The following is an 11,885-nucleotide window of genomic DNA, read 5'->3' on the forward strand; positions in this document are numbered from 1 at the left end:
TTTTTCTTACTATTAAAACTTACGCTTCAACAGTTACGTAGCGACGGCCAAACTGACCTTTCACTTCGAATTTTACTACGCCGTCAGCGGTTGCAAACAAAGTATGGTCACGGCCCATACCAACGTTTTGACCTGCGTGGAATTCTGTACCACGTTGACGAACGATGATGTTACCAGCAGTCACAGATTGACCACCGTAAATTTTAACACCAAGCATTTTAGGGTTCGAATCACGACCGTTCTTAGTCGAACCACCGGCTTTTTTAGTTGCCATGTCTCATTACTCCTCGTGATTAGCCTGAAATAGCTGTAATTTTCAACTCAGTGAACCATTGACGGTGACCTTGTTGTTTACGGTAGTGTTTACGACGACGCATTTTTACAATACGGATTTTGTCGTGACGACCATGGCTAACTACTTCAGCAGTTACAGTAGCGCCAGCAACAACTGGAGCACCGATTTGAATGCTGTCGCCATTTACTAGCATTAATACGTCATCAAACGTAATAGTTGCGCCAGTTTCAGCTTTCAACAATTCAACTTTAAGGGTTTCACCCTCTACAACACGGTGCTGTTTACCACCGCTTTGGATTACTGCGTACATAATGTACTCCAAACATGCCCGTGTCGTCGTGCCGATAAAGGAAGATATCGATCTTAATACGAACGCCACTGGGGTTAATCAAGGGCAAGGATTTTAAGTGATATTGACTCAAACAACAAGAGATTTGCCGAACTTATTAGACTAAATTAACGATTATTTAATAATCGAGAAAAACTCAATCAACAAATTACAGTTCAACTCTGGCTTGACTTTGCTTACAATGAAATAGATTTTTAAAATCAATCCGCTATAGTATGGATGAATTGATTTTAAAAATGTAAATAAGCCTACAAATGCAGTACGCTTATACATTGGGGAAATAAGGAACTGTCTTTCGTAAAATACAGCCTCGCACACTAGCGAGTCTCATTTATGATTAAAATGAATCATTTAGACAGGTATCCCTATTTACACAATACTGGTAATGCTGATTTTTATCACTTTATATAGATGAGGCCGCTCTTCAAATGACCATCGACTTTAAGCAAGATATTCTCGCCCCTGTAGCTCAAGACTTTGCCACGATGGACACATTTATTAATGAAGGCATTACCTCTAAAGTGGCATTAGTCATGGCGGTGAGTAAACATGTGGTTGAAGCAGGTGGTAAACGCATGCGTCCCATTATGTGTTTATTGGCTGCCAAAGCCTGTGGTGCAGAAGACTTGGAACGCCAGCGCAAACTTGCTGCCATCATTGAAATGCTGCATACCGCAACCTTAGTCCATGATGATGTGGTCGATGAATCTGGCTTACGTCGTGGTCGCCCAACGGCCAATGCAACTTGGAACAATCAAACCGCTGTACTGGTGGGTGACTTTCTGATTTCACGCGCCTTTGATTTATTGGTCGATCTCGGTGATATGACCTTACTCAAAGATTTTTCTACAGGAACTTGTGAAATCGCTGAAGGTGAAGTGCTACAACTTCAAGCACAGCACCAACCTGAAACTACAGAACAAACGTATTTAGATATTATTCACGGTAAAACCTCACGTTTATTTGAACTGGCAACTGAAGGTGCTGCAATTCTCTCTGGGACACCGCAGTACCGTGAACCGCTGCGTTTATTTGCAGGCCACTTTGGCAATGCCTTTCAAATCATTGATGATATTTTAGATTACACCTCAGATGCTGAAACATTAGGTAAAAATATTGGCGATGATTTAATGGAAGGTAAACCAACTTTGCCGTTAATCTCAGCATTGAAAAATACAACGGGTGAAGAACATGACGTTGTTCGTCGAAGTATTGCAACAGGCGGAACAGCGGATCTTGATCAAGTGATTGCGATCGTAAACAGTTCTGGCGCGCTAGATTACTGTCGACAACGGGCGAATGAAGAAACCGAAGCAGCACTTCAAGCCTTACAGGCTTTACCTGACAGCCAATATCGTCAAGCACTGATCAATTTAACCCAACTGGCTTTACATCGAATTCAATAACAAATGATGCTTTAAAATGTTTTAACTTGCCTATGCATATAAAATTTAATGATCTGTTTTTTCAAATGCAGCAACAGCTTGAGCAACCTCAAGCTGTTTTAAATGATCAACTTTTAATTGAGTTGGTGGAGCGTATTCGTCCAACGGATGCGTATCAAATCGATGAAATCCATTACAAATTTCAAGCGCTCATTCAAGCATTACTCATCACTCCCGATGCCGCATCGACCTTACAAAGCTTTGTGCTGCGGCTTATTTCCCAATATAAACAAACCAGTCTTTATGCCGACACAGGCATCTTGTCTTTAGATGGGTTTTGGAACCAATTGTCGCAGCGTTTAGGGGCACATTTTCTCCCGCTGATTAATGACGAAACTCAACTGCAAGATTTAGTCCGTCGCGTTTTCCCCAACCGAAGTGATAAATATTGGCTCGATAACATCCGAGACAGTGACTGGCTACAACTACTGAACCTGCTCAATCACGGGCATGCCAATCAAAAAGAAAAAGTCAAAATTCGCAGTGAAGTGATTAAAGCCATTACGGTGCTATCTTATCGGATTAGTGGTATTGGTTTATATCCAGAGTTTATTAATGCACATCCTGAACTGACCGAATATGAATCGCCTTTTTTAGTTCAGAACCGCGAAATTATCGAGTTCATTCAACAGTATAAAAAAGCACATCAAGAGGCAGAAACCTCGAGTGTGGTTGCCCCACCCGACGCCTCTCAAGCACTGGTCATGATTGAGCAGTGTCGTGATGTGGTATTAAAAATTCGTCGTGCGACCAAACGCATTGGGGTCAGTGTCAGTTTAACCTATCTGATTTCCTTACTTGAGCAATGCTTAGACCGCGTCGAACTGTTGCTCAATTTAATTGTAGAAGAAGGCGAAGTACACTATGAAGCGGTGAGTATGCTCTTGGTCGATATTACCGCTGCGATTTATAGCGAACGCAGCGTACGCTCTCTACTCACTACCAATAGTGAACTAATTGCGTTACAGGTAACTGAAAATGCCAGTAAAACCGGGGAACACTATGTAAGTACAGACAAACAAGGCTTTTTAGCCATGTATAAGTCCGCAGCGGGTGCAGGAGTTATTATTGCCATTATGGCAACGCTCAAAACCTTGTCGGCACGTATGGTCATGGCACCACTCATGCAAGCCTTTATTTACAGTATGAATTACTCACTAGGTTTTATGCTGATTCATGTCTTGCACTTTACTGTAGCGACCAAACAACCCGCAATGACTGCTGCAGCCCTTGCAGCAACAGTACAACACCGCAAAGGTTCTAAAACCGCGCAAATTGCTGAATTAGCAGCATTGATTATCAATATTATCCGTACCCAGTTCATTGCTATTTTGGGAAATATCTCGATTGCCATACCCGTTGCAGCCTTTATTGCATGGGCTTGGGCAACGGGGCTACACGAACCTCTGATGACACATGCAAAAGCCAGCAAAACACTACACGACCTGAATCCATTTACCTCTTTAGCCATTCCCCATGCTGCTATTGCTGGCGTGTGTTTATTTTTGTCAGGTCTGCTGGCGGGATATTTCGATAATATGGCAGTCTACCGCAAAGTTGGTCCTCGCTTAAAAGCACACCCCCGTCTCAAAACCATCATGGGGCAAGAACGACTCGACAAATTTGCAGGCTATATAGAGCGTAACTTAGGTGCGTTGGCGGGTAATTTTCTGTTCGGGATTATGTTAGGAAGTATGGGAACCATTGGTTATATTTTGGGTTTACCCCTAGATATTCGCCATATTGCCTTTGCTTCAGCAAACTTCATTCAAGGCCTGATGAATATTAATGGTAGTCCTGAGATTGGCTTGATTATTGTATCTTTCCTCGGGGTACTCGCTATTGGCCTGACGAACTTATTTGTCAGTTTTACCCTCACGATTATTGTGGCTTTACGCGCACGTCGGGTACGTTTTGAACAGTGGAAACCGTTAGCAAAATTGGTTTTAACCCATTTTCTAACGCGACCAAGTGACTTCTTTTGGCCACCAAAAGTGCCTCTTGAAGTTGATGAAAGTTCGAACAATACAAAACACCATACAAAATGATTTTGTACCCATTTTGAGCTCTTGTTACACTGTGAACAAAATTTTATACATGATTAATCAACACTTGAATTAAAGTGTACTGATGAGTACACTTTAACCCAGTAAATAACCGCGCTTAAATCGGTTGAAATGACACGAGTTCCAGCATGCCTTACTTGTTGCTTTTTATCGGTATTATTTTATTTATAATCAGTGCATTAGCTCTAAGCATTCAACCACTCACCGCTTTAGATCTGGCGATGGTCGAATATTTCAGCACATTAAGAACTGAGCCTATAGATAAACTTGCAATACTTTTATCGGCACTCGGTGGCATGCCGTTTGTATTATTTCTAACCACTCTATGGTGTTTCCATCATGCATGGTATAAAAAGTATAGAGATGTTGTTTTTATTGGTTTAGGCGTTGTTGGAAGTATTGCTTCTGCTTGGCTACTTAAATTTCTAATTTCAAGACCACGTCCACCAGAAATGTTTCACCTAGTGACGAGCTATGGTGCTTCCTTTCCGAGTGCGCACAGTATGTATGCTGCCACTTTGGCGTGTCTTGCCATTTTCTTAAGTCGACCATTTTCTGCACATCGTCATGTTGTATCCATTGCTCTTTTATGGATGCTGATGATGGGAATTTCAAGAGTCTATCTTGGAGTACATTTCCCATCCGACGTTCTCGCAGGTTGGAGCATTAGTATTATCTGGATTTCACTGCTTTACATCTTGTGCGGCAGATATACCCAATTAAATACACATTATTTTTAGATAAGAATCTAATCGAGGTGGAACTATGATGTCGGCAAAGCTTTGGGCCCCAGCCCTTACCGCTTGCGCATTAGCAACGAGTATTGCACTTGTTGGTTGTAGCAAAGATCCAAAGGATGCGCAGCAAGCTGGCGCTTCTCAACAAATGCCACCTACTGAAGTCGGTGTCATTGTTGCACAACCACAAAATGTAGAACAATCTGTAGAGTTATCTGGCAGAACCACGGCATTTGAAATCTCTGAAGTTCGCCCACAAACGAGTGGAATCATTCTAAAACGTTTGTTTGCGGAAGGCAGTTATGTACGTGAAGGCCAGGCACTTTATGAACTTGATTCTCGTACCAATCGCGCAACATTTGATAATGCCAAAGCAGCATTATTACAACAAGAAGCGAATTTAAGCACACTCAGAACCAAACTAAATCGTTATCAGCAACTGGTTTCAAGCAACGCTGTTGCGAAACAAGACTATGACGACTTAGTGGGTCAAGTAAATGTTGCTGAGGCACAAGTGGCAGCAGCACGTGCTCAAGTTAAAAATGCTGAAGTGGACTTAGGTTATTCAACCATCCGCTCACCAATTTCAGGTCAAACCAACCGCTCTACAGTTACTGCCGGTGCTTTGGTGACTGCAAACCAAACAGAACCATTGGTGACAATTCAACGTTTAGACCCGATCTATGTTGATATCAACCAATCGAGTTCTGAACTTCTTCGTTTACGTCAACAATTGAGTAAAGGTAGCTTAGACAGCAGTAACAACACGCGTGTGAAGCTGAAACTTGAAGATGGCAGTGACTATCCAGTCGAAGGTCGTTTAGCTTTCTCTGATGCTAGTGTCAATCCAGATACAGGGACTGTGACGATTCGTGCGGTGTTCCCGAACCCGAATCACTTGTTGCTTCCTGGTATGTTTGCCAATGCACAAATCGTTCAAGGCGTAATCCCGAATGCGATGTTAGTGCCGCAAATTGCGGTGACTCGCACACCAACAGGTCAAGCGATGGCAATGATTGTGAATGACAAAGGCGTAGTAGAGCCTCGTCAAATCACCACAGTTGGCATTCAAGGCCAAGACTGGATTGTGACTGAAGGCCTTAAAACAGGTGAAAAAGTTATTGTTGACGGAATAGCGAAAGTTAAAGCTGAACAGAAAGTTGTTGCGAAACCGTATCAACCTAAAGCAGCAGCACCTCAAGCTCCAACAACGGATGCTAAAAAGACAGAAGCTGGTGCAAAAACTGAACAAAAAGCTACTTCAAACGCATAAGGGGTAGACTGAATGGCTCAATTTTTTATTCATCGCCCCATTTTTGCGTGGGTGATTGCACTGGTAATTATGTTGGCGGGTATTCTCACGCTGACAAAAATGCCAGTTGCCCAATATCCGACGATTGCACCGCCCACGGTGACGATCTCTGCAACTTATCCAGGTGCTTCTGCACAGACTGTTGAAAACACAGTTACTCAGATCATTGAACAACAAATGAATGGTCTGGATGGTCTACGTTATATCTCTTCAAACAGTGCAGGTAATGGTCAAGCGTCTATTAACTTAAACTTTGAACAAGGCATCGATCCAGATATCGCCCAAGTACAAGTTCAAAACAAACTGCAATCAGCAACAGCACTGTTACCTGCTGACGTACAACGTCAAGGTGTAAAAGTGACGAAGTCTGGTGCAAGCTTCTTGCAAGTTATTGCATTTTATTCGCCAGATAACAGCCTTTCTGCTTCTGACATTAAAGATTATGTGAACTCAAATATTTCTGAGCCACTGAGTCGTGTGGCAGGTGTAGGTGAACTCCAAGTATTTGGTGGTTCATATGCAATGCGTATCTGGTTAGATCCAGCAAAGCTGACTAGCTTTAACTTGACGCCAAATGATGTTGCAACTGCTATTCGTGCACAAAACTCGCAAGTTGCGGTGGGTCAGCTCGGTGGTGCGCCATCAACTGCAGGCCAAGTTCTTAACGCAACGGTAAATGCACAAACCATGTTGCAAACCCCTGAACAGTTTAAAAACATCTTCCTGAAAAATACCTCAGGTGGTGCACAAGTTCGTTTGGGTGATGTTGCACGTGTCGAACTCGGTTCAGATAACTATCAATTTGACTCAAAGTTCAATGGTAAACCTGCAGGTGGTGTCGCAATCAAACTGGCAACAGGTGCCAACGCATTGGATACTGCTGCTGCGGTTGAAAAACGTTTATCTGAGTTACGTCATAACTATCCGAGCGGTTTAAAAGACAAGCTAGCCTATGACACCACACCATTTATTCGTCTTTCGATTGAAAGTGTTGTGCACACGCTCATTGAAGCGGTTGTCTTGGTATTTATCGTAATGTTCTTGTTCTTACAGAACTGGCGCGCAACGATTATTCCAACATTGGCAGTTCCTGTGGTTGTGTTGGGTACATTTGCCGTGATTAATATCTTCGGCTTCTCAATCAACACCCTCACCATGTTTGCAATGGTACTGGCCATCGGTCTATTGGTGGATGACGCCATTGTCGTGGTCGAGAACGTTGAACGGGTAATGCAGGAAGAACATCTGGAACCTGTCCCTGCGACCGAAAAGTCGATGAGTCAGATTTCAGGCGCCTTAGTCGGTATTACCAGTGTGTTAACAGCGGTATTCGTACCGATGGCGTTCTTTAGTGGAACCACTGGGGTAATTTATCGTCAATTCTCGATCACGCTGGTTACTGCGATGATCTTGTCATTGATCGTAGCACTTACCTTTACCCCTGCCCTATGTGCAACCTTGTTAAAACAGCACGATCCAAACAAGCAGGAAAGCAACAATATTTTCGCGCGTTTCTTCCGTTGGTTTAACCGTAGCTTTGAAAAGCTATCCGTAAAATACCAAGGTGGTGTCAACCGTATGACCCACCACAAGTTATTCTCTGGGGTACTTTATATTGTTGTGATTGCCGCTTTGGTTGGCATTTATAAAGTTTTGCCATCTTCATTCTTACCAGAAGAAGACCAAGGTGTGGTGATGACACTGGTTCAGTTACCACCGAGCGCGAGCTTGGAACGAACCGACAAAGTCATCGATACCATGACAGGCTATTTCTTGAATAAGGAAAAAGAAAATGTAGAGTCAATCTTTACAGTTGCTGGTTTCTCATTCACAGGGGTGGGTCAAAACGCGGGTCTTGCCTTTATTAAATTAAAAGACTGGAGTGAGCGTACGACACCAGAATCACAAATCGGTGCCATCATTCAACGTGGTATGGCATTGAACATGATTGTGAAAGATGCGTCTTACATCATGCCATTGCAGTTACCCGCAATGCCTGAATTGGGTGTCGCTTCTGGTTTCGATATCCAGTTAAAAGATGCCAGCGGTCAAGGGCATGAAAAACTCATTGCTGCTCGTAATGCGATTTTAGGTATGGCATCACAAGACAAACGTCTTGCGGGTGTACGTCCCAATGGTCAAGAAGATACACCACAGTACCAGATCACCATTGATCAAGCGCAAGCAGGTGCAATGGGTGTCAGTATTGCCGATATTAACAGCACCATGAGCATGGCTTGGGGTGGTTCATATATCAATGACTTCGTTGACCGTGGTCGTGTGAAGAAAGTTTATGTCCAAGGTGAAGCGGATACACGCATGATGCCTGAAGACTTGAACAAGTGGTATGTGCGTAACAACAAAGGCGAAATGGTTCCTTTCTCTGGCTTTGCCAAAGGTGAATGGACCTATGGTTCACCACGTCTAGAGCGTTATAACGGCGTATCATCTGTTAACATTCAAGGTACGCCTGCACCGGGTGTCAGCTCTGGTGATGCAATGCTCGCGATGGAAGAAATTATTGGTAAGTTACCTTCTATGGGCTTACAAGGTTTCGACTATGAATGGACAGGCTTATCTTTAGAAGAACGTGATTCGGGCAATCAAACAGCTCCGCTGCTTGTTCTTTCAATGCTTATCGTCTTCTTATGTCTTGCCGCATTGTATGAAAGTTGGTCTATCCCTGTTTCAGTATTACTAGTTGTACCACTCGGTATTCTTGGTGCATTTGCACTGACATGGTTAGGTATGATCATTAAGGGCGATCCAAACTTATCGTTCAACATCTACTTCCAAGTTGCGATTGTTGCCGTGATTGGTCTTTCTGCGAAAAATGCGATCTTGATCGTAGAGTTTGCAAAAGAGTTGCAAGAACAAGGTGAAGACTTGTTTGATGCAACCCTTCATGCTGCAAAAATGCGTTTACGCCCAATTATCATGACCACCCTTGCATTCGGTTTTGGTGTCCTTCCGCTTGCCCTTTCAACAGGTGCTGGTGCAGGTAGCCAACATTCAGTAGGCTTTGGTGTCCTTGGTGGTGTAATTAGTTCTACACTGTTGGGTATTTTCTTCATTCCAGTATTCTTTGTTTGGATTCGTAGTATTTTCAAATACAAACCTAAGAAACAAAATAATCAGGAGCAAACATCGTGATGCAAAAAGTATGGTCTATTTCAGGTCGTAGCATTGCGGTATCTGCACTTGCGCTTGCTTTGACTGCATGTCAAAGCATGCGTGGTCCAGAACCCGTCGCTCAAGCGGATATCCCAACAGGATATATTGGTTCAACGACAGGTCCATCTGTTGCAGAACAAGGCTATAAAGACTTTTTTGCTGATCAGCGTTTAGTCCAAGTCATTGAGTTAGCACTAGCCAATAACCGTGACCTCCGTACGGCGACTTTAAATATTCAACGTGCTCAGCAAGCGTATCAAATTAGCGAAAACAACCAACTACCAACCATTGGTGCAAGTGGTAGTGTGCTTCGCCAAGATACACTCAGCTCGAATAAGCCAATCACAACGTATAATGTTGGCCTTGGCGTAACTGCGTATGAGTTAGACTTTTGGGGTCGTGTTCGTAGCTTAAAAGACAATGCTTTAGACAGCTATTTGGCGACTCAAAGTGCACGTGATGCAACACAAATTTCGTTGATTGGTCAGGTTGCTCAAGCATGGCTGAGCTATTCGTTTGCTAATGCCAATTTAAAACTGGCAGACCAAACCTTAAAAGCGCAGCTTGAGTCTTACAATCTAAACAAAAAACGTTTTGATGTCGGTATCGACAGCGAAGTCCCTGTACGTCAAGCGCAAATTTCGGTTGAAACTGCGCGTAATGACGTTGCGAACTACAAGACTCAACTTGCACAAGCACAGAACTTACTCAACCTGTTGGTGGGTCAGCCTGTTCCTGCAAACTTATTGTCTCCTCAACCTGTGAAACGCATTACCCAAAGTACGGCGTTGACAGCGGGCTTGCCAAGCGACTTGTTAAATAACCGTCCTGATGTCCGTGCTGCGGAATATCAATTGTCTGCTGCGGGTGCCAACATTGGTGCGGCAAAAGCACAGTTGTACCCAACCATCAGCTTAACAGGCACAGCGGGTTATGCATCGACAGATTTAAGCGATTTGTTTAAATCAGGTGCCTTTGTATGGTCACTTGGCCCAAGCTTGGATATTCCAATCTTTGACTGGGGCACACGTCGTGCCAATGTGAAGATTTCAGAAACTGACCAAAAAATTGCATTGTCAGATTATGAAAAAACCATTCAAACCGCTTTCCGTGAAGTGAATGATGCCTTGGCAGTACGTGAAAATATTGGTGACCGTCTAGCAGCGCAACGTCGTCTGGTAGATGCAACCAACACCACCTATAAGCTTTCAACGGCACGCTTCCGTGCAGGTATCGACAACTACCTGACTGTACTTGATGCACAACGTACATCGTACTCAGCGGAACAAGGGTTGTTATTGCTTGAACAAGCAAACTTAAACAACCAAGTTGAAGTGTATAAAACCCTCGGTGGCGGTGTAAAAACCAACACGACGGATCAAGTGGTGAAACAGCCTTCTTCTTCAGATGTGAAATACAACAAAACAGCGAACTAAGGTTTGCAACATCAAAAGCTCACTTCGGTGGGCTTTTTTATTGCTTTTTGCTGAGCAATTTCCTATCTTCAAAGATAATCAAACCATTTGAATATTGAATATTATGCTTTTAAGTAACCTTGAGTCTGTTCCTGGACATCGCATTTCCCAACAACTGGATGTGGTCTACGGCAGTACGGTTCGGAGTAAACATGTCGGGCGTGACTTTTTGGCAGGGTTAAAAAATATTGTCGGTGGTGAACTCACTGCTTATACCGAGCTTTTAGAAGAATCACGCCAAGAAGCCATGAATCGTATGATTGCAAAAGCACATGGCTTAGGGGCCAATGCCATTGTGGGTATTCGTTTTTCAACTTCTAATATTGCCCAAGGTGCATCTGAGTTATTTGTTTATGGCACTGCGGTCCGTGTCACACCGTTAGACAACCATCTCCCCGATCCATTTCCAACACAGGCCTAAGCGATGGAAAGTTTAGTTTTCCAACTGCTGATCTTTGCGGTGCTCTTTAGCGTCGGTTTTGGCTTTGGTCGCTACAATGAACGTAAACATTTGGCGGAGCTTGAACAGAATGAGAAGCGTCTTGCTTACATTACTGTGGGTAATTTACGCAAAGTAAGCTTCGAGCAGTCTGGGCACATGATCAGTAGCAATGTTGTGATTTCTCATGATTATTTCAAATATGTATTGGCGACCGTGCAAAACTTTTTTGGGGGTAGACTCACCAGCTATGAAAGTGTTGTCGATCGCGCCCGTCGTGAAGCCATCGTTCGACTCAAACTTGAAGCGGAAAAACATGGCGCAACGCATATTGCTTGTATGCGACTGGCGACCACAGAAATGGGCATACAAGGCGGTATGGTCGAAGTCTTTGCTTATGGGACTGCCATTCAAAATCCTTAAACAGCGACTATTGACCAATCATCCATTCACTAAACTCAAACAGCATGAGCGTTAAAAATAGCTCATGCTCGCTCACCTTCTATCGTACATTCGGATGGTAGATTGCTCACTAGAGCATAATTCTCTACACTGAACACAATAAAAATGGACATTACCTACACTGTAAATAG

10 protein-coding genes are annotated in these 11,885 nt (G+C 43.4%); 8 read left to right on the top strand and 2 right to left on the bottom strand.

Annotated features, from left to right (window positions below):
* Nucleotides 1-19 precede the first annotated feature (19 nt).
* A complete protein-coding gene (rpmA, locus tag MN200_RS12270) occupies nt 20-274 on the bottom strand; it encodes a 50S ribosomal protein L27 (RefSeq protein ID WP_004695443.1) in 255 nt (84 codons plus the stop codon).
* A gap of 19 nt (nt 275-293) precedes the next feature.
* Nucleotides 294-605, bottom strand: a complete 312-nt coding sequence (rplU, locus tag MN200_RS12275; RefSeq protein ID WP_004695441.1) for a 50S ribosomal protein L21 — start codon at nt 603-605, stop codon at nt 294-296.
* 467 nt (nt 606-1,072) lie between these two features.
* Between rplU and sdsA the strand changes: the two genes are divergently transcribed.
* From sdsA to MN200_RS12315, 8 genes are all read left to right on the top strand, one after another.
* A complete protein-coding gene (sdsA, locus tag MN200_RS12280; protein ID WP_178904501.1) occupies nt 1,073-2,050 on the top strand; it encodes an All-trans-nonaprenyl-diphosphate synthase in 978 nt (325 codons plus the stop codon).
* A gap of 32 nt (nt 2,051-2,082) precedes the next feature.
* Nucleotides 2,083-4,137: a site-specific recombinase gene (locus tag MN200_RS12285; protein ID WP_114392773.1), complete on the top strand. Its 2,055-nt coding sequence runs from the start codon at nt 2,083-2,085 to the stop codon at nt 4,135-4,137.
* A gap of 146 nt (nt 4,138-4,283) precedes the next feature.
* On the top strand, nt 4,284-4,895 hold the full coding sequence (locus MN200_RS12290) for a phosphatase PAP2 family protein (protein WP_242759480.1): 612 nt from the start codon (nt 4,284-4,286) through the stop codon (nt 4,893-4,895).
* Nucleotides 4,896-4,920: 25 nt separating this feature from the next.
* Nucleotides 4,921-6,165 carry an efflux RND transporter periplasmic adaptor subunit gene (locus MN200_RS12295; RefSeq protein WP_058870123.1) on the top strand — a complete coding sequence of 415 codons (1,245 nt, stop codon included), beginning with the start codon at nt 4,921-4,923 and terminating at the stop codon, nt 6,163-6,165.
* 12 nt (nt 6,166-6,177) lie between these two features.
* Nucleotides 6,178-9,357 carry a multidrug efflux RND transporter permease subunit AdeJ gene (gene adeJ / locus MN200_RS12300; RefSeq protein WP_058870124.1) on the top strand — a complete coding sequence of 1,060 codons (3,180 nt, stop codon included), beginning with the start codon at nt 6,178-6,180 and terminating at the stop codon, nt 9,355-9,357.
* Entirely contained in the window at nt 9,357-10,814 is a 1,458-nt protein-coding gene (gene adeK / locus MN200_RS12305) for a multidrug efflux RND transporter AdeIJK outer membrane channel subunit AdeK (protein WP_242760533.1), read from the top strand. The genes adeJ and adeK overlap by 1 nt, the downstream gene beginning before the upstream one ends.
* Before the next feature lie 103 nt (nt 10,815-10,917).
* Complete coding sequence (locus MN200_RS12310) at nt 10,918-11,274, top strand: YbjQ family protein (RefSeq protein WP_058870126.1); 357 nt, start codon at nt 10,918-10,920, stop codon at nt 11,272-11,274.
* A 3-nt stretch (nt 11,275-11,277) separates the two neighbouring features.
* Nucleotides 11,278-11,715, top strand: coding sequence for a heavy metal-binding domain-containing protein (locus MN200_RS12315; RefSeq protein ID WP_114392763.1), 438 nt, complete (start codon nt 11,278-11,280; stop codon nt 11,713-11,715).
* Nucleotides 11,716-11,885 lie beyond the last annotated feature (170 nt).

The sequence above is a fragment of the Acinetobacter sp. LUNF3 genome, assembly GCF_022699605.1.
Taxonomy (GTDB): Bacteria; Pseudomonadota; Gammaproteobacteria; order Pseudomonadales; family Moraxellaceae; genus Acinetobacter; species Acinetobacter johnsonii.

Bases quoted from the DNA above. Each gene is read 5' to 3' on its own strand.
- MN200_RS12285 (WP_114392773.1), top strand. From the start codon at position 2,083: ATGCATATAAAATTTAATGATCTGTTTTTTCAAATGCAGCAACAGCTT.
- sdsA (WP_178904501.1), top strand. From the start codon at position 1,073: ATGACCATCGACTTTAAGCAAGATATTCTCGCCCCTGTAGCTCAAGAC.
- rplU (WP_004695441.1), bottom strand. From the start codon at position 605: ATGTACGCAGTAATCCAAAGCGGTGGTAAACAGCACCGTGTTGTAGAG.
- MN200_RS12295 (WP_058870123.1), top strand. From the start codon at position 4,921: ATGATGTCGGCAAAGCTTTGGGCCCCAGCCCTTACCGCTTGCGCATTA.
- adeJ (WP_058870124.1), top strand. From the start codon at position 6,178: ATGGCTCAATTTTTTATTCATCGCCCCATTTTTGCGTGGGTGATTGCA.
- rpmA (WP_004695443.1), bottom strand. From the start codon at position 274: ATGGCAACTAAAAAAGCCGGTGGTTCGACTAAGAACGGTCGTGATTCG.
- adeK (WP_242760533.1), top strand. From the start codon at position 9,357: ATGCAAAAAGTATGGTCTATTTCAGGTCGTAGCATTGCGGTATCTGCA.
- MN200_RS12315 (WP_114392763.1), top strand. From the start codon at position 11,278: ATGGAAAGTTTAGTTTTCCAACTGCTGATCTTTGCGGTGCTCTTTAGC.
- MN200_RS12310 (WP_058870126.1), top strand. From the start codon at position 10,918: ATGCTTTTAAGTAACCTTGAGTCTGTTCCTGGACATCGCATTTCCCAA.
- MN200_RS12290 (WP_242759480.1), top strand. From the start codon at position 4,284: ATGCCTTACTTGTTGCTTTTTATCGGTATTATTTTATTTATAATCAGT.